At 67.2% G+C, this 18,383-nt stretch carries 14 protein-coding genes and 1 pseudogene; 2 read left to right on the top strand and 13 right to left on the bottom strand.

Going from position 1 to position 18,383, the window contains the following annotated elements:
* The first annotated feature begins 2 nt into the window (after positions 1–2).
* Positions 3–1,364 carry an MFS transporter gene (locus tag ACZ5Z0_RS07850; protein ID WP_464110620.1) on the top strand — a complete coding sequence of 454 codons (1,362 nt, stop codon included), beginning with the start codon at positions 3–5 and terminating at the stop codon, positions 1,362–1,364.
* Positions 1,365–1,393: 29 nt separating this feature from the next.
* Here ACZ5Z0_RS07850 and ACZ5Z0_RS07845 read toward each other — a convergent pair whose 3' ends face one another.
* The 9 genes and pseudogenes from ACZ5Z0_RS07845 to ACZ5Z0_RS07805 all read right to left on the bottom strand — a co-directional run bounded on the left by ACZ5Z0_RS07845 (position 1,394) and on the right by ACZ5Z0_RS07805 (position 12,239).
* A complete protein-coding gene (locus ACZ5Z0_RS07845) occupies positions 1,394–2,068 on the bottom strand; it encodes a response regulator (RefSeq protein ID WP_464110619.1) in 675 nt (224 codons plus the stop codon).
* Positions 2,065–4,740, bottom strand: a complete 2,676-nt coding sequence (locus ACZ5Z0_RS07840; protein WP_464110618.1) for a DUF4118 domain-containing protein — start codon at positions 4,738–4,740, stop codon at positions 2,065–2,067. The genes ACZ5Z0_RS07845 and ACZ5Z0_RS07840 overlap by 4 nt, the downstream gene beginning before the upstream one ends.
* 12 nt (positions 4,741–4,752) lie before the next feature.
* Positions 4,753–5,382, bottom strand: coding sequence for a K(+)-transporting ATPase subunit C (gene kdpC / locus ACZ5Z0_RS07835; protein WP_464110617.1), 630 nt, complete (start codon positions 5,380–5,382; stop codon positions 4,753–4,755).
* Positions 5,383–5,394: 12 nt separating this feature from the next.
* Positions 5,395–7,533, bottom strand: a complete 2,139-nt coding sequence (gene kdpB, locus ACZ5Z0_RS07830) for a potassium-transporting ATPase subunit KdpB (RefSeq protein ID WP_464110616.1) — start codon at positions 7,531–7,533, stop codon at positions 5,395–5,397.
* Positions 7,530–7,937: pseudogene (locus ACZ5Z0_RS07825) on the bottom strand (potassium-transporting ATPase subunit KdpA); the annotation flags it as partial. The gene kdpB and the pseudogene ACZ5Z0_RS07825, both read right to left, overlap by 4 nt.
* A gap of 226 nt (positions 7,938–8,163) precedes the next feature.
* Positions 8,164–10,140 carry an APC family permease gene (locus ACZ5Z0_RS07820; RefSeq protein WP_464110615.1) on the bottom strand — a complete coding sequence of 659 codons (1,977 nt, stop codon included), beginning with the start codon at positions 10,138–10,140 and terminating at the stop codon, positions 8,164–8,166.
* Positions 10,141–10,290: 150 nt separating this feature from the next.
* A complete protein-coding gene (locus ACZ5Z0_RS07815) occupies positions 10,291–10,974 on the bottom strand; it encodes a hypothetical protein (RefSeq protein ID WP_464110614.1) in 684 nt (227 codons plus the stop codon).
* A gap of 188 nt (positions 10,975–11,162) precedes the next feature.
* Positions 11,163–11,798 carry a LysE family translocator gene (locus tag ACZ5Z0_RS07810; RefSeq protein WP_464110613.1) on the bottom strand — a complete coding sequence of 212 codons (636 nt, stop codon included), beginning with the start codon at positions 11,796–11,798 and terminating at the stop codon, positions 11,163–11,165.
* Between the two features lie 237 nt (positions 11,799–12,035).
* Positions 12,036–12,239 carry a cold-shock protein gene (locus tag ACZ5Z0_RS07805; RefSeq protein WP_013599688.1) on the bottom strand — a complete coding sequence of 68 codons (204 nt, stop codon included), beginning with the start codon at positions 12,237–12,239 and terminating at the stop codon, positions 12,036–12,038.
* Between the two features lie 160 nt (positions 12,240–12,399).
* Here ACZ5Z0_RS07805 and ACZ5Z0_RS07800 point away from each other — a divergent pair, with 160 nt between their 5' ends.
* On the top strand, positions 12,400–13,143 hold the full coding sequence (locus ACZ5Z0_RS07800; RefSeq protein WP_464110612.1) for a glycosyltransferase family 2 protein: 744 nt from the start codon (positions 12,400–12,402) through the stop codon (positions 13,141–13,143).
* A 19-nt stretch (positions 13,144–13,162) separates the two neighbouring features.
* On the opposite strand, the gene ACZ5Z0_RS07795 is transcribed toward ACZ5Z0_RS07800, so the two are convergent.
* The 4 genes from ACZ5Z0_RS07795 to ACZ5Z0_RS07780 all read right to left on the bottom strand — a co-directional run bounded on the left by ACZ5Z0_RS07795 (position 13,163) and on the right by ACZ5Z0_RS07780 (position 18,317).
* Positions 13,163–14,110 (bottom strand): alpha/beta fold hydrolase, encoded by a 948-nt coding sequence (locus tag ACZ5Z0_RS07795; protein WP_464110611.1) that lies wholly within the window; start codon positions 14,108–14,110, stop codon positions 13,163–13,165.
* Positions 14,111–14,172: 62 nt separating this feature from the next.
* Complete coding sequence (locus tag ACZ5Z0_RS07790; RefSeq protein WP_464110610.1) at positions 14,173–15,198, bottom strand: alpha/beta hydrolase; 1,026 nt, start codon at positions 15,196–15,198, stop codon at positions 14,173–14,175.
* Between the two features lie 91 nt (positions 15,199–15,289).
* Positions 15,290–17,992 carry a PEP/pyruvate-binding domain-containing protein gene (locus tag ACZ5Z0_RS07785; RefSeq protein WP_464110609.1) on the bottom strand — a complete coding sequence of 901 codons (2,703 nt, stop codon included), beginning with the start codon at positions 17,990–17,992 and terminating at the stop codon, positions 15,290–15,292.
* Between the two features lie 10 nt (positions 17,993–18,002).
* Positions 18,003–18,317, bottom strand: coding sequence for a hypothetical protein (locus ACZ5Z0_RS07780; RefSeq protein ID WP_464110608.1), 315 nt, complete (start codon positions 18,315–18,317; stop codon positions 18,003–18,005).
* Positions 18,318–18,383: the final 66 nt, after the last annotated feature.

Genomic DNA, 18,383 nt, shown 5'->3' with positions numbered 1-18,383 from the left:
ACATGAACGTTAAATACGCGGGGCCAGAAATACCGAATTTTGCTGCAGACCCGGAGGTGTCCCCGGCGGAACTGCGCCGGACCTCAATCTCCTCCTGGCTCGGCTCGGCGCTGGAATACATGGACTTCACGCTCTACACGCTGGCAGCCGCGCTGGTCTTCGGGCCGCTGTTCTTTCCGAACACAGACCCGGCGATGGCCCTGCTGGCCAGCTTCGCCGCCTATGGTTCCGGTTTTCTCGTCCGGCCCCTCGGCGGCATCTACTTCGGATACCTGGGAGATAAGTACGGCCGCAAATCCGTCCTCGTCATCACGGTGGGGATGATGGGGCTCGCCACCCTGGGGATGGGCCTGCTACCCACCTATGCCCAGATCGGAGTCGCCGCCCCGGTTCTGCTGGTCCTGCTGCGCCTCATCCAGGGTTTCGGCGCCGGCGCCGAACTTTCAGGCGCCTCGCTCCTGCTGGTGGAGTCGGCGCCCGGCGCCCGCCGCGGCTTCTACGGCGCGGTGGTGGCCCTGGGGACCGCCACGGGTGTGCTCCTGGCCAGCGCCCTGTGGCTGCTGATGTCGCAACTGCCGAAGGACGAGTTCATGAGCTGGGGCTGGCGTATCCCGTTCCTGCTCAGCGTCGCCACCACCCTCGTCGCGTTGTACCTGCGTCGCACCGTCAGCGAATCGCCGGTCTTCGAGGTCCTCCAGCAGCGCCGGGCGGCGGCCCGCGCCGGAGCGAAGCAGCAAAGCGTGTGGCGCGATGCTGCAGATGCCCGGAAGCCGTTCCTGGTGTCCCTGGGAATCAAACTGGGCGAGAACGGCTCGGTGTACCTCGTCAAGGGCTTCCTCATCGGATGGACGGTGTCCGTCGTGAAGATGGACGCCAACCTGGTCACGACCGGCGTGACTCTGGGCTCCATTCTGGGGATCCTCACCGTCCTGCTGACCGGCAAGCTCACCGATAAGTACGGCCGAAGAATCGTGTGGCTGTGGCTCTCGGCCTTCCAGTTCGCCTTCACCATCCCCGCGATGCTCCTGATCGAAACCCGGAACCCGGTCCTGGTGGCTCTGGTGTTCGTCATCTACATTGGCGGCCCTATTCCCAACATGTATGGCGTGGAATCCACGTGGCTGGTTGAAATGTTCGGTTCCAAGCGCCGGTTCTCCTTCATGACCACGGTCAAGGAGGTGGGCGCGGTCCTCTCCGGCGGCCTCGGCCCCATCCTGGCCGCCGCGGTGGTCGCCGCAACCGGGCCGGGATGGCTCCCCGTGGCAGGGATCCTGATGAGCTACGCAGCCATCGGCTGGGTCTCCGGGTTCTTCGCCCCCGAAACCCGGGGCAGGGACCTGAACGCCGAGGCGGACGCCTGCTGACCCCCGGACGTAACTGACGCCCGGACGTGCTAGGGCAGGAACCGGTAGCCGATCCCCGCCTCGGTGAGCAGGTGCCGCGGCGCGGCGGCATCCGGTTCCAGCTTGCGGCGGAGTTGGGCCATGTAGACGCGGAGGTAGTTGGTCTCCTTGGCGTAGGCCGGGCCCCAGACCTCGGACAGCAGCTGCTGCTGCGTGATGAGTTTCTCGGGGTTCCGCACCAGCACCTCAAGCATCTTCCATTCCGTCGGGGTGAGCCGGACGTCCTCGCCGTCGCGGGTGACCCGGTGCTTGCCGAGGTCCACGGTGAAGGCATCGGTGGCGACGACCGGTTCGTGATCCGGATCGGCGCTGCGGCGCAGGAGCGCCCGCAGCCGGGCCAGCAGTTCGTCGAGCCCGAACGGCTTCGTGATGTAGTCGTCGGCGCCGGCGTCCAGGGCCTCCACTTTGTCTTCTGAACCATGACGGGCGGACAACACAAGGACTGGCACTTGGCTCCAGCTGCGGAGTTCCCGAATCACGGAAGTGCCGTCCAGATCGGGCAGTCCAAGGTCCAGAATGACAAGTGCCAGCGGGTTCTGGGTCGCCGCCAGCAACGCCGAGTGGCCGTCCGCCGCGGTGGTCACCTCGTAGCCATGTGCCTGCAGCGTGATCCGCAGGGCCCTGAGCAAATGCGGGTCGTCGTCGACCACGAGGACGGCTGTCATCCTGCGCCCGCCCCATATCCGGGGAGCGGCAGGCTGTGCCGCCTACGGGCGACGGCCGACTGCGGTTGCACCGGTGCTTGCCGGCGGTCTGTGTCGAACGGCGCGCCGGTGGAGAGCGGAAGCCGGATGACCATGGTTAAGCCGCCGCCTGGCGTCGCCTCGGCGGTCAGGGTTCCGCCCATGGCGTCCATGAAGCCCTTAGCTACGGCCAGGCCAAGGCCGATGCCCGTTGTCTGCGGCGCGTCGTCGAGGCGCTGGAACGGCCGGAACATTTCCACCACTCTTTCCGCCGGAATTCCCCGGCCGTGATCAATGATGCGCAATTCTCCGGCAGGACGACCCTCAAGGGCGACCGGACTCAGGCCGCCTCCCGCCCCCACCAGGACGATGTCCGAATCCGGGGCGTACTTCACTGCGTTTTCGACAATGTTCGCTATGACACGCTCCAACATGCCGGCGTCGGCATCGACCTCGGGCATGTTGGCGGGAAGATCGACGCGGACGCGCCCCTTCGGCGCCGCACGCAGTGCATCCGGAATCACCTCGAACCAGCGCACCGGCCTGAGCAGGGGGGTGGCGGCGTCTGCGCTGATCCGGGACATATCCAGGAGGTTGCCGACGAGGGCATCCAGGCGGTCCGAGCACTCCTCGATGGTTGCCAGTAGCTCCTTCTGCTCGTCCGGCGTGTACCGGGCGCCGTCATGGCGCAGGCCGCCAACGGCGAGTTTGATGCCGGCCAAGGGCGTGCGGAGATCGTGGGAAACAGCGCGGAGGAGGGACGTGCGGATCGTGTTGCTTTCGGCGAGTCGGAGCATCTGCCGGCGGCTCGCGACGAGTTGCTGGCGCTCAAGCTGGGCAGCGAGGTGGACGCCGAAGGCTCCCAAGAGGCGCCGATCGCTTGCCGGCAGGATCCGGCCGAAGAGCACGAGGCGTGTGGACGCGTCGATCTCCTCGATGTTCTCGCCGTTGACGCCCCCGCGGTCGGTGTCGGCTTTGGTGACTTCCCCGGCCGCGCCGGTCAGGCGCCACCGCCGATCGTCTGCGCCAGCCGGGCCGGCGTCGTCCTGAGTATCATCGAGGCTGAAGACGGCGGCCCCCCGGACCTGAAAGACACCCAACGCCTGCTCCAGGAGGGCGCGGAGCATGTCGTCCGAACCTGCTGCACTGCGGGCCAGGTCGCTGAGGGTGGCTGCTTCCGCTCGGGCGCGCGTGGCCTCCTTGGACCGCCGGGCTGACACGTCCACGACGACGGCGACGGCTGCCGAAACGCCAACGAACACCAGCAGTGCGAGGAGATTCTGTGGGTCGCTGATGGTGAGATTGCCAACCGGCGGAGTGGAGAAGTAGTTCACCAGGAGGCTGCTCCAGAGCGCGGCGAGAATTGCAGGCCAGAGGCCTCCGACGAGGGCTACGGCAATCGACCCGCTGAGCTGCACCAGCATGACGGTGGCCACGTTCCGCCCCGGGTTGAGGAACAGCAGGAAGAGCTGCAGGACGGCCGGGAGCGCGACGGCGAGGACGAATCCCACCGTCATCCGGACACGGCCCAGATCGCGTTGCCGGGGTGGCCGGGAGCCACGCCCCCCGAGCGGATGCGAGACCATGTGGACGTCGATATCGCCGGAATCCCGAACCACCCGCGTGCCGACGCCTCCGCCAAGCAGGTTTTCCAGCAGTGCCGACACCTTCTTACGCCGGGAAATTCCAACGACGATTTGGGTGGCGTTGACGCTGCGGGCGAAGTCCAGCAAGGCTCCAGCAGGATCCTCGCCGGTCACGATGTGGTAGCTGCCGCCGAGGTCCTGGATCAAATGGCGTTGGGCTTCGAGCGCCTGCGGGGATTCACTGGCCACCCCGTCGGCCACGCGGACATGCACCGCCAGCAGGTCACCACCGTTGACTCGGGTGAGGATCCTGGCACCGCGGCGAATTAGGACATCTCCCTCAGGACCGCCGGTCAGCCCCACCACGATCCTTTCCCTGGCCGGCCAACTCTCCTCGATGCCCTGCTCCTCCCGGTACTTGGCCAGGCCCTCATCTACGCGGTCGGCCAGCCACAGGAGGGCCAGTTCCCGCAGCGCAGTGAGGTTACCCAAGCGGAAGTAATTCGAGAGTGCCGCATCGATTTTTTCGGGAGCGTAGATCTTGCCGTCGCCCAAGCGCTGCCGCAGCAGCTCGGGTGAAATGTCGACGAGATGGATTTGGTCGGCCCTGCGGACAACGTCGTCGGGCACGGTCTCTGCCTGGCGGACATCGGTGATCGCGCTGACAACGTCTCCTAGCGAGGCGAGGTGCTGGATGTTGACGGTGGATAGGACATCGATTCCCGCTTCCAGCAGCTCGTCGACGTCCTGCCAGCGTTTGGGGTTGCGGCTGCCGGGCACATTGGAGTGGGCGTACTCGTCGACGATTGCCGTTTCGGGTGCGCGGGCCAGGACTGCGTCAAGGTCCATTTCCTCAAATTCAGTACCCCGGTAGGGCAGCAGCCTGGGGGGAACGATTTCGAGTCCCTCCAACAGCGCGCGGGTCTCGCTTCGGCCGTGGTCCATGGCAAACGCGACGACGACGTCGGCCCCGCGCTTGCCGAGCCGGTGCGCCTCTTCGAGCATCTCGTAGGTTTTGCCGACCCCAGGCGCTGCCCCAAGGAAGATTCGCAGCGTTCCACGTGCCATGCCGTCATTCTCTCACTTGGGTTGTGCCGGCTGGGACGCCGGGGAGGCGGCGGAAACTGCCAGGTTCAGGGCCGTCACGTTGACCGATGGCTGACCAAGGAAAGCTAATATCCCGGTGGTGGTGTGCTGCTCCACGAGTGATGCCACAGCGTCAGGACTGAGGCCGTGTGCCGCCGCCACCCGTCGCACCTGCAGCCTGGCGTACTCGGGGGAGATGTCGGGGTCCAGTCCGGACGCGCTGGCCGTGATGGCGTCGGCAGGAACAGCGGATTCGCTGATGCCTTCCGCAGCGGCGACGGCGGCCCGATTCGCCTTGACCGCAGTCAGGAGTCTGGGATCGTTGGGGCCAAGGTTGCTGGCCGAGGAAGTCGCCGGATCCCACGTCACGGCCGACGGCCGGGCATGGAACCAGCGAGGATCCTGAACGCCCTTGTCGTCGGCGGCGGCCTGGACGATCAGGGCGGACGCGGCGGGGGCGCCTGTCGCGTCTTTGATGACGGAGCCGTTGGACTGGTAGGGGGCCAGGACCTGTCCGACGCAGAAGACGGCCACGGGGTAGGCCACGCCCAGGACCAGCGTGGCAAGGATGAGGAAGCGCAGGCCGGTTCCTGCCTGGCGGAGATAGCCGGTGAATGTGTTCATGAGGGCGTGCTCCTAGCCGATTCCTGGGAAAAGGGACATGATCAGGTCGATGATCTTGATGCCGATGAAGGGGGCGATCAGTCCTCCGAGCCCGTAGATCAACAGGTTTCGCCCCAGTGCACGGTTCGCGGACACAGCACGGTATTTCACTCCACGAAGTGCGAGCGGAACTAGGGCGACGATGATGAGGGCGTTGAAGATCACGGCTGACAGGATGGCCGAGGACGGGGTTGAGAGCCCCATGATGTTGAGCAACCCCAGCCCCGGGAACGCCGCCGTGAACAGCGCCGGGACGATGGCGAAGTATTTGGCGACGTCGTTCGCTACCGAGAAGGTGGTCAGGGCGCCGCGCGTGATGAGCAGCTGCTTGCCGATGCCAACGATGTTGATCAGTTTGGTGGGGTCGGAATCGAGGTCCACCATGTTGGCGGCGTCCTTCGCCGCCGGGGTGCCCGAGTTCATCGCGACGCCGACGTCTGCCGCTGCCAGGGCCGGCGCGTCGTTGGTCCCGTCTCCGGTCATGGCCACGAGACGGCCTGCGGCCTGTTCCTTCTTGATGACCTCGAGTTTGTCCTCCGGCGTGGCCTCAGCCAGGAAATCATCAACGCCGGCCTCGCCGGCGATGGCCTTGGCGGTAATGGGGTTGTCGCCGGTGATCATCACCGTGCGGATGCCCATTTGCCGCAGTTCCGCGAACCGGGCGTGCATGCCGGGTTTGACTACGTCCGCGAGGTGGATCGTTCCCAGGACACGCGCCCGCCCGTCCCTGTCCACCTGGGCGACGAGCAATGGAGTGCCGCCCTGGGCCGAGATTTCGTTGACCCGGTCGTCGACTTCCACCGGCGTGTGCCCGCCGTATTCGGCAACGAAGGCTGCCACGGTGGAGGCGGCACCCTTCCGGATTTGCCGGCCGTCCAGGTCTAGGCCGCTCATCCGCGTCGTGGCGCTGAAGGGGACCACGGCAAAACTCCCGCTGGTGCGTTCGAGGTCCGCCAGATCGGACCCGGTTACGCCTTTTTTCCCGGCAAGGTCCACGATGGATCGCCCTTCGGGGGTTTCATCGGCCAAGCTACAGACCCAGGCGGCTTCGATCAGGTGGGTCTGTTCCACGTGGTTGGCGGGAAAGAAGTTGACGGCGCGGCGGTTGCCATAGGTGATCGTCCCGGTCTTGTCCAGCAGGAGGGTGGTGATGTCCCCCGCGGTTTCCACTGCGCGGCCGGAGGTGGCGAGCACGTTGTGCTGGACCAGCCTGTCCATCCCGGCGATGCCGATGGCCGGCACGAGCGCCCCTATGGTGGTGGGGATCAAGCAAACCAGCAGGGCCACCAGCACGATCGGGGACGGGGTGGCACCGGCCAGGGACGCGAACGGGGCCAGCGACATGGTGACGGCCAAGAACACGATGGTCAGGGAGACCAAGAGCACGTGGAGCGCGATTTCATTAGGGGTCTTCTGCCGAACGGCACCCTCGACGAGTTTGATCATCCGGTCGATGAATGTCTGCCCCGGCTCGGCGGTGATGCGCACGACGATCCGGTCCGAAAGAACCCTCGTGCCGCCGGTGACCGAGGAGCGGTCGCCGCCGGACTCGCGGATCACCGGGGCTGATTCGCCGGTGATGGTCGATTCGTCGACGCTGGCCAAGCCTTCAATGATTTCACCGTCCGAGGGGATGACGTCCCCGGCTTCGCAGATTACGACGTCGCCTCGCCGCAGCTCTGTACCCGGGACATCCGTAGCGGTTCCGTCGGGCTGCCGCAGCCGTGCCTGGACGCCTTTGCGGCTGGCTCGGAGGCTATCTGCCTGGGCTTTGCCGCGGCCCTCGGCGATGGACTCGGACAGGGTCCCGAAGAGCACGGTGATCCAGAGCCAGGCCGTGACCGCGATGCCGAACACCGACGGCCGATAGAGGGAGATCGCCGTACACAGGGCGGCTCCGACCTGCACGGTGAACATGACCGGGGAGTGGACCATCTGCCGCGGGGAGATTTTCCGGAACGCCAGTGGTAGTGCGGCGATGACGCTGGCCGGCGTGAGTTTCGCTGGGGCTTTGGTGTGGTGTTTATGTTCGCCGGGGGTGCCAAGGGGGTTGCCGTCAGCGTATGTTTGGGCGGCGATGTCCGAGGTTGATGCCGTGCTGGACCGGGTCATTTGAGGAGTCCTTCAGCGAGCGGCCCCAAGGCGAGCGCCGGGAAGTAGCTCAGGATCACTGTCACGCCGAGCAACAGGCTGCCGAACAGTGGGCCGTGAGTGGGGACCGTGCCGGCGGAGGCGGGAATCTTGCCCTGGCGGGCAAGAGAGCCGGAGAGAGCGAGGACCAGAACGATCGGGAGGAACCGGCCCAGCAGCATCGCCAGGCCCATCATGACCGAGAGGAAGGGGCCGGAGCTGGTGATGCCGCCGAAGGCGGAGCCGTTGTTGTTGGCCCCTGAGGTGAAGGCATATAGCACTTCGCTGAACTGGTGGGGGCCGGTGGCCGGGGCGTTGGCCATGGCATCCGGCAGCAGGACGGTGATCCCAGCCAGGGCCAGGACCAGAGCCGGGGTGACGAGGATGCCCCCTTGCGGGGCTACAGCCAGTCAACTCCTCTTCAGAGCCAAATAGTCGGTTCCTGATGGATTCTTAACGCCTGGAGGGACGACCTTGACGTTGCCTTAACGTGCGCGGAAAGTGGCAGGGATCCGGCAACAGGGGTCGGCGGGAAAGAAGGGCTGGGCCGGGAATCGATTCAGGGCACAGAGGTCCCTGCGCGCATTGCGCGCCACGGCGGGGCGGCGGCGTTCAGCCGACGTGGACCCAGGGCCGTCTGGTTACATCGGGTTCGGCTTCGCGGAGCACTTCGCGGGTGACGGGTGCGATCTCCCCTTCCCCGAACGCGAGGAAGCGCAGCAGGTTGGTGACGGGGTTTCCCTCGGTCCAGCGGAAGTAGATGTGCGGCATCAGGCCTGTGATGTCCCGAATGTGCAGCAAGACGGATGCGATGGTGTTCGGCACTACGGGTCCGTGGACTTCTAGAATCCGGTACCCGTGCCGGGTCACGCCCTTCACTTCGAGTTCTGTTTCGAAGTCGGAGGAATCGTCCACGATCACTTCCAGAAACAGCGCCTGTTGGTCCAAGGGCAGGTGGCTGACCTCAATGGCGGAGTCCAGTTTGTTCCGGTACGCCTCCGCGGTGATTCGCAGGGGTTCGTGGGAGATGATGCCCAGGGGTCCGTCGAGCACCTCGGAGACGAACTCCAGTGCCTGCCGGTCCAGATGCACATGTGTCGCGTGCAGTTCAAAGGACCGCCGGATTCGTGAAAGCAGCGAAATCACGATGATTCCGACGATAAAGAATCCTGCGATCCGGATGCCTTCGGGTCGTTCGATGACGTTGGCTACGGTGGTGTAGATAAACACCACGGCGATCACGCCGAAACCGATAGTGCGCTTGTGCTGCTTTCCGCGCCGGGCGGAAAATGTCACGGCCACGGCGGCGGAGGTCATCAGAACCAAGACGCCGGTAGCGTAGGCCCCGCCCTGGGCGTCGACGTCGGCGTTGAACAGCCAGGTGATCAAGAATCCGATGAGCGTGAACACCAGCACCAGGGGGCGGACGGCTCTGGCCCACCCCGGGGCCATGCCATAGCGGGGCAGGTACCGGGGCACGAGGTTCAGCAGCCCCGCCATGGCGGAGGCGCCGGCGAACCAGAGGATGGCGATGGTGCTGATGTCATAGACCGTGCCGAAGCCGGTGCCAAGATACTCGTGAGCCAGGAACGCCAGGGCTCGGCCATTGGCTTGGCCGCCCGGCTGGAACTCCCGCTCAGGTATCAGAATCACGGTGGTGAAACTGGTGGTGATGAGGAAGGCGCTCATGATAACGGCGGCGGTTGTAAGGAGCCGGCGGGCACCATCGATCCGGCCGGCAGGACGCTCTTCAGTGTCACCAGGGCGGCCCTTGATCTGCGGCATCACGGCCACACCGGTTTCGAATCCAGAGAGGCCCAGAGCCAGCTTAGGGAACACCAGCAGGGCGATGCCCACGACCATCAGCGGGTTGCCGTGGGACGTGGACAAGGCCTGCCACCAGTCTCCAACGGCGACCGGGTGGCCCATGACCTCGAGGATTGTAGTCACGACCACGACGACGTTCAGTCCAAGGTAGAGCCCCACCAGGACCACGGCAACGCCGATGGCCTCCTTGAATCCGCGCAGGAAAACAGCGGCCAGCATGGCGAGCAGGAAGAGCGTGACTGGGATGTTCTGGCCCTGCAACCAGCCCGGTGTCAACGGGTTCTGAAGTGCGTGCGCGGTGGCATCGGCTGCGGATAGCGTCATGGTGATCATGAAGTCCGTGGCGGCGAAGCCGAGCAGGACCAGGACGAAGAGCTTTCCGCCCCAGCGCGGCATCAGCCGTTCCAGCATGGCGATGGACCCTTCGCCTCGGTGGCTTTCCCCGGCGACGCGGCGGTAGACCGGGAGGGCGCCCAGCAGAGTAACGGCTACGAGTACCATAGTCGCCAGCGGGGAGATCACGCCTGCGGCCAAAGCGGCGATGGCGGGCTGGTAACCGAGCGTGGAGAAGTAGTCGACGCCGGTGAGGCACATCACTTGCCACCATGGATGCTTCTTCAGGTGCGAGTCGCCCACCGCCCCGGGACCCTGATGGGCGCCCTTGGCATCCTGAAGACCGAACAGCAGCCAGCTCTTGAAGTTTTCACCGGCGCCCGGGCGTGCCGCCGAAGGATCCGCAGGTGGCCTGCTCATCGTGGTCATTCGGGCCTTTCCGCACGATGCCAGCCATCGCGTCCACTGCCGACAGTAACATCGGCTTCTCGCGTTGATCGCAGTCCTGGGTCGATCTTGACGGATCCTTAACGCCGGGTCGACGCAAGGCCGGGACCGCAGCCCGGAGAAGGAATTTCGTCAGGTTGACGCGTTCGAGGCCGGGATTTCAACGTAGAGGTTAAATCCCGCGAATTCCGGCAGGTACCAGTGCCTGCGGTGCCGCACAGGCCGGTAAATGTGCCCGAAGGGGTCCTGCACGCGGACATGCTTCGTCAGGTCCTGGTGAGCCAGCAAACGGTCGATGTCCTCCAGGCTGCTCGGGTGTGATGCGATGCCGTTCATCTCGAGAGACCACGAACCTGCGTCTGCCTCCGGTCCGTGCTCCAGGGTGACAGTTTCGAATACGGCCGACACCACCTGCTCCAGAGTGATGGGAAAAAAGCGCCGGAGCCGGTGGGACTCGGGGTGGGCGTTCTGGGCGTCCAGCCATGCCTGGCGGAGCCAGTGGAACTCGACCGGTCCGAGTGAAGGCTCAAGAACCAGGTGACGGTCTGGGTCCAAGGCCAGTCTGTAGGCGCTGCCGTTGCGGTCGATGATGCACACGGCCTCCCCGACGTACTCAAACGCCGCCAAAAGATCCGGTTCGGACCGGTGAAAGGAAAAATCCCCGCCGTCATCGACGGCAATGAAATCCCGGGGTTCACCGACAGGATCCGGAGGGCCTGATATGGCTGTGTGCTGGCGGGGCGTCGTATTCATTGTGGGTTTCTCCTGCTGAGGATTGGACCGCGGCCACCGTGACGCAGCGTCCTCTTCCTCCATGACACCACGTCAGGGCCTCGCCGGAACCGACCTTAACGCATTCAATACGCGCGACGGCCCAAAGTTTGCGTAATCCTAACGTGCGCGCCCCGGCGCCTCTCCGCATCCGCTTTTGCCCCGAGCGGAGGGGACCAGCGCAATTCTCGACGGCGCACACACCGGGGCCGCGGCTGGCGGTCCGGGGAAGGCTACGCGGACATCACGGATCTGGTCAGGATGGTCCCGCCGACACCGGCCAGGACGGCACCGGAGCCCCCGGTGACGATCCGGTGCACGCGGGGACGGGCCAACACGGCGGAGACCCTCTTGATCGCCTGCACCAGAACTACGTACCACGCAAGCGCGGTGAGCAGGAAGATGCCGGCCATCAGCGCATGCTGTTCCAGCGGGGGAAGCGGGCCGAGGTCGAATTGAGGGAACAGGGACAGATAGAACACGGCGACCTTGGGGTTGAGTAAATTGCTCACCACGCCCTGCAGGAAGGGCGAGCCGCCGCTGAGCCGCGGCCCCGGCTCGGACACCTGCGGCTGGCTGCGGGGGCGCCCGAAAGCCTCCCGCAGGGCGCTGACCCCCAGGAAGAGCAGGTAGGCAGCACCGGCGATCCGGACCGCCGTGCCAAGGATTTCCGACGCCCCCAGAAGCGCCGTAACACCCAGCACGGCAAGAAGGGCAAGGATCGTGTTGCCGACCATGATCCCGCCCGCAGTCGATGCCGCAGAGCCGGGGGCGCGATGCGCGTTCTTGAGCACGAGGGCGAAATCTGGGCCGGGGACGACCACCACAACGACGCAGGTCAGCGCAAAGGCCAGGAGTTGTTCGACCATCAAGGACTGCTTCCGGAGGAGTGGATCTTCGGCGCGGGCCAACCTTCACCCGGCGCCATCACAGTGTAGCCGCGGCTGCCGGGACGGCACTGCCCGAAAACCTGCACGGCCCGAAACCTGCACTGCCCGGCAAGCTGCCCGGTCTGGAAACACAACAGCCCCTCCGGAGTGATACTCCGGAGGGGCTGTGTGGTCTTCTAGGAGAAGTGTTCCGGCAGGCCGGGCCTTCCTGAAAGCTTAGAGCGGGCGGATGTTCTCAGCCTGGGGGCCCTTCGGGCCCTGGGTGACGTCGAACTCGACCTTCTGGTTCTCGTCCAGCGAGCGGTAGCCGCTGGAAGCGATTGCCGAGTAGTGGGCGAAAACGTCGGCCGACCCGTCATCCGGGGCAATGAAGCCAAAACCCTTTTCGGCGTTGAACCATTTAACTGTGCCTGTAGCCATGCCTTTATCCTTCTGAAACGCTGCTGATCTCCGGCGGCCACGCAAGGCCAACGGCTGCGGAGACATTCGTCCGCTGTCCCCAACGTACGGGGCGCAGGGCCGCGGTGCAAGAGTCTGAGTGCGGGAGTTAATCCCGGGCGGGAGCTATAGTCGGCTCACCATGTCAACAATCTCGGTGGTCATCCCCACCCGGAACGACGCACAGCTCCTGGCGGTGTGCCTTGCGGCCCTCGCCCGGCAGAGCCGCCGCGCCGACGAAGTCATCGTGGTGGACAACGGCAGCACAGACACTACGGCCGAGGTTTGCGCGGCCGCCGGCGTGCGGCGGATCGCCGTTGACCTGCCCGGGATCGCGGCGGCAACCGCCCGCGGCTTCGACGAGGCCCGCTCCGCCGTGATCGCCAGGCTGGACACGGATTCGGTGCCGCCGCCGGACTGGCTGGAACGCGTGGCGGCCATCCTTGAGCGCGCCGGCCCGCTGTCCGCTGTCACCGGTCCCGGAGATTTTTACGGCGGGAACCGCTTCGCGCGCTGGGTGGGCCGCAGTGTCTACATCGCGGGATATTTCTGGGCCGTCGGACTCCTGCTGGGGCACCCGCCGCTGTTCGGCTCCAACTTCGCCCTACGGGCCGAGGTCTGGGAGCGGATCCGCAGCGCCGTCCACCGGGGCCTGCCGCCGGTCCACGACGATCTCGACATCTCGTACCAGATTCCGCCCGAGGTGGCGGTGATCTGCGAACCGACACTGCGGGTAGGCGTCTCGGCCCGGCCGTTCGAGAGCCGGCACGCCGTCGGGCGCCGGCTGTCGATGGCCTGGACGACGTTTGGCATCGAGTTCCGGTCCGAGCCGCCGCTGCGGCGGCGCCGGCGGCGCAAGGAGTGGGAACGCGCCCACCCCCGGTAGGCGCGGCCGGGGACCGGGGTCACTCGGTGCCGGCATAGAGCGCGATCAGGTCCCGGCTCATCTGGTGCGGGGAGGTCTCGCTGGGGCTGTGGCCGCCCCGGTAGACGGCGATCTTCGCGCCGATCGCCTGCGCGAAGCGGCGGTGCAGCGCCAACGGCCAGAGGTCGTGTTCGCCGACGGCGACAAACTTCGGCAGCGTCGCGGCGGCCAGCACCGGCCGCAGGTCCGGGGCATGCTGCATCAACGCGAAGATGTCGCTCACGGACTTCCGGCGGGTGAAGCCGAACCGGTAGCGCACAAAACGTATCCGGTTCGGCGCCACCCGGACGATGTTGCTGCGGATGCCCCAGATCATGAGGGCGGCGCCGACCCTGCCGCTGGCCCAGCCGCTGAACCTCCCGATCCGCTGGACCCCCCGGAAGCTGTTGCCGGGTTCGGGCGGGCAGCTGAGCAGGGTCAGGCTGCGGAACAGCTCGGGACGCTGCGCGAACGCCACCTGGGCGACGAGCGCCGCGAAGGAGTACCCGACGACGTGCGCGGCACCTTCGCCGGACTCGAGCAGGGCGATCAAGTCATCGGCGAAAAGCCTGTAATCGTAGTGCTTCCGCGGCGGCTCGAGGTTCTCCGGCCCGGCGTCGGCGGACTCGTACTGGCCGGCGATGTCGCAGCTGAGCACAAAGTAGCCGGCGGCGGAGAGCCGGGGCAGCATCAGCGAGAAATCCTCCTTCGACCCGGTAGCACCAGGGATCATCAGGACCCGCGGATTGGCCGGGTCGCCCATCGACAGGGTGGCCAGTGCGCCGCTTGGGGCCCGGAAGTGGCCGCGGACGGCTCCGGCCGGCGGGGCGAACCAGTCGACGTCGGGCAGGGCTGCGTCCAGCCGGACGGCCTCGTCGATGAGTCCCGAGCCGAAGACCCCGGGGTCCGGTTCCGGCGTTCCCGGAAGATTGCGGCCTGTTGACGCCATGGACTAAACATAGCCCCCGGCCCCAGCGGCGGTGCCCGCAGGGGTTCCCAGCTGGCGGGTTCTCAGGTGCCGGCCACCCGATGCACGAAGGCGTGCAGGCGGCGGTACACCTCCTGCGACTCGGGATACCGGAAGTCCTGCTGCCAGGTGTGCTCGGTGTTCGGGGCGTCCCAGCCGTAAATCAGCGTGTCCACGGGCACCTTGTGCTCCCGCAGGCGGGCGATGAAGTTGAGGTTGGCGGTGTAGAAGAAATCCCGTTCCGAGGTGGTCACGAAGACCGGCGGGAACCGGGCGTCGAGCCATTCGATCGGGGACAGGACCCCGGCCGCGTCGCGAAGTTCCGCAAAGCGGCTGCGGCCCCCCGACGCCCGGGGCAGGAGCATCCGGACGAAGTTCAGGCTGAGGACGAAGCCCTTTTCGAAGAACACGGAGAAGTCCACCACGCTGCAGTGCTGCACCAGCCCCCGCAGGCTCGAGCCCGGGGTCGCCGGCGTCAGCGCGTAGTGGCCGGCCAATTCCGGGCGGAAGCTGGCGGCGGTCAGGAGGGCGGCAATCTGGCCGCCGGCGGAGTCGCCGCCGAGGACGATCCTGGCAGGGTCGCCGCCGTAGTCCGCGATGTGCTCGCGGACCCAGCCCAGCGCCGCATTGGCGTCCTGGAGGACGTGGGCCATGCGGAAGCGCGGAGCCCGGCGGTAGTTCACGTTGACCGCCACCATGTCTGCCGCAGCCTGGCTCGCGCAGTACTTGGTCAGCGCGGCCTTGTCCCCCGAGGTCCAGCCCCCGCCGTGGAAATAGACGTAGACCGGCAGCGGCCCGGTGTCTTTGGCCGTTGCGGTGCGGGCGCCGGCCGGGGTGATCACGTCCAGGCGGTGTGCCCGGATGCCGTCCCCGACGAAGTCGATGTCGTGGAAGTAGTCGACGCCGGTGACCGGCCCGGCGTTGAAGCGGGTTCTTTCGGCGGGGCCCAGCGAATGCATCAGGGCCCGCCAGGCCCAGACCGGGACCCGACGCAGGAAACCGCGCGCGCGGCGTGCCACACCGAAGGGGCCGCCGGAGGGCTGGCGGGGAGGCCGGGGCGCCGGGGTCATGGTTCCATTCTAGCTGGCACGGTTGTGCTACTACGGTCAGGGCGGCCTGCCCTGACCGTAGTAGCCTGCCCCGGCAGCCGCGCAGCTTCGCCTAGTCGGGCAGCTCCCGGACCGTGCCCGCGCCCCCGTCGACGGTGACGTGCTGGCCGGTGTGCAGCCGTGTGGTGGCGTCCGGCACGCCCACCACCGCGGGGATGCCGTATTCGCGGGCGACCACGGCCCCGTGCGAGATGACGCCGCCCATCTCCATCACCAGCGCGCCGGCCGTCATAAACAGGGGGGTCCAGCCGGGGTCGGTCGAAGGGACCACCAGGATTTCGCCGGGCTCAAGGCGGGCGCCCACCGGATCCAGGATCACCCTGACCGTCCCGGTGGCGGTGCCGGCCGAAGCAGGGGTTCCGGCGAGGGCGCCGAAGGGCGGTGCCTTTGCCATTGCCGCTGCCTCCACGTCGGTCCCGTCCGATAGCAGCAGCCGCGGGATGTGGCGGCGGCGCAGTTCGACGTCGTACAGGCGGCGGCGGCCCGCGACAAGGGCCTGCATCCCGGCGCCCCGCAGGGCCACCCGGAGTTCGGCGAAGTCCAGGAAGAACACATCGTCGGGCGCCGCGATAACCCCGTCGCGCACCAGTTCGGCGCCGACCAGCAACAGTTGGCGGTGCATTTCGCCGAGGACCTTGACGATGTAAAACTTGGGCAGTTCGCGCAGGCCGGACAGTTCCCGGACCCGGCGCAGGGTCAGCGCGAGCAGCCGGGCGCGCCACCTGCCATGGGCGCCGGCGCGCTCCACGAGGCTGCGGATCCTCTCCTCCGCATGCTCGGCGGCGCGGCTGAATTGCCGGTCCGGGGCTTGTTCCGGGTCCTCGACGCGCAGGTAATTTGAGATCATGCCGAGGACGTGGTCCGGCTCCTCGGACCAGCGCGGCATGCCGAGATCGATTTCGGCCACCGCGCGGTGGCCGTACCGGGCCAGGAAGTCCCGGATCCCGGCCTGCGCCGGCTCCGGAAGCGATCCGGCGCGGTACGCCGCCGCGAGCCGGGCAGGGGCCTGGGCCAGGAAGACGTCCCGCGAGAGGGGATCGGCGCCGATGTCCACCGCCAGCTGCCAGAGTGCCAAGTCCATCTCGGTTGTTACATTGTGCGGCAGCCCGCGGAGCACCGCCTCCAATTCGCGCGGCGGTGCGATCCCGCGCAGCAGCCGCCGTGCCACGGCCAGCATGATGTAGCCCACGGATGGCCCGGGCAGGGTCGCGCGGATCAGCCCGTTAATGGTCCGGTTCGTGATCTGTTCCGCGAAGTCCAGCCGCTGCAGGGCGGCGGCGGGCTCGGGCAGCGCCAGCTCCGCGTCGAGGCGTTTCCCGTAGGCCTCGGCCCGCCGGAGTTCCGCCTCGGGCCGGATCGCGGCCCCGATGAGTGCGGGGACCAGGCCGAGGACCATGGCAAGGCTGGCGCGTGCCTCGCCGCCCCCGGCCCGGGGGTTGCCGGCCCTCCTCGTGGCGCCGGGCCTAGTTTTCCGGGTCCTCGGCCTGACGCCGAAGCGCGGATCGGCCAGCAGTTCCGGGAAGACAGCGGCGGATCTGCCATCCGCCAGCGGGAGAACCCGCTGCAGGTAGCGGCGGCCCCACTTGTTGTGCACCACCGCCGTCAGGTCCACGTACATCCTCAGCCCGGGGTTCACGTAGCGCCAGAATCCTTTGCTGTTCCGCATCAGCCCGAGGGCCGCGAGCCCGATCGGCGTAATGGGGCGGGTGAGTCCCTGAAGCAGGGTGCCGCACAGGTAGACGCGGGTTCCGCCCGACGGGTCCGGGTTGAGGGCGGATGGCTCAGTCGAGAACGGATCCTCCAGCGGATAGAGCGTTGTGATCGGCCGGGACTGTGTCAGCCACGCCTTGCCCGCGGCATCGAAGACCCATTCCACATCCTGCGGTGTGCCGAACAGGCGCTGGACGGCGTCGCCGAGCCGGGTGAGTTCGGTGAGTTCGGGGTCCGCCAGGCTCCATCCGCGTGCGGGGTCGTCGTCGCCCGGCACCCGGGCCAGGACTGTCGCCGTCGCGGTGTCCACGGTGAACTGGTCCGGGTTCACCGCGCCGGACACCACGGCCTGGCCCGCCCCGGGGCTGGCATTGATCACCATCTCGGTCCGCGTGCCGGTCACCGGGTTGGCGGTGAACATCACGCCCGCGGTGGCGGCGTCGACCATGACCTGGACGACGACGGCGAGGCCTACCTCGCGGTGGCTGATCCCGTTGGCGGACCGGTATGCCACCGCCCGGTCGCTCCACAGCGATGCCCAACAGCGGTGGACCGCCTCGATGACCGCGTCCGGGCCGACGACGCCGGTGTACGAGTCCTGCTGGCCGGCAAAGCTGGCGAAAGGCAGGTCCTCGGCGGTGGCGGAAGAACGTACCGCGACGGCCGGATCCGCGCCCAGGGCGGCGTACGCCGCCCGCACTGCCGCTTCGACGTCGGCAGGAACCGCTGCGGCGCCGATCAGCCTGCGGGCGCTGGCCGCCATCTGGTCAAGTTCCGGCTCGCCGGGAGCTCCGGCGCCGCCGTCAGCGCCGGTGTCGAGGCGGGCCGCCAGGGCGTCCAGGCCGGCGGGGGCCGCCAGCCGGTACGCATCCGTGGTCAGGCAGAAGCCGCGCGGGACGGGAAAGCCGGCGGCGGCAAGCTTTCCGAGATTCAGTGCTTTGCCGCCGACCAGCTCCAGGGGAGCGGAACCCGCCCGGCCCAGATCCAGGACAAAGCCGTCCAGTACCTGGCCACTCGGCACGTGGTCAACCCGTTGGGAGCACATGGCTCACCGCCTAAGCGGTCGCCGCGTCGCCGGCGTCCTCCCACTGGACATCCAGGTTGCGGAAAACCGGCGGGGAATCACACAGGGCAGCCATCCGCGCCGCGAAGTCGGAGGTCTCCGGCCGCGCGGAGTTCTCCATGGCCGATTCGTACGAGTCGAATTCGACGATGGTGAGGTAGGTGCCGGGGTGGTCGCGGTCCGCGGTGTTTAGGATCCGCCGGAAGGTCGGGGCGGTATCCCCGTCGGTCCGCGAGGGCCGGCCGAGCGCCTCGATCTCGTCGATGCGGGACGACTGGAATTCGATGATCTGCACAAACCTGGCCATGACGGCTCCTTGACGGCTGCGGGTGCTGATGCGCATCACGCTAGACCTGCCGTCCCGGCAGTGCAA

The sequence above is a fragment of the Arthrobacter sp. T2-23 genome, assembly GCF_055398325.1.
This window is presented reverse-complemented; position numbering and strand designations above follow the sequence as displayed.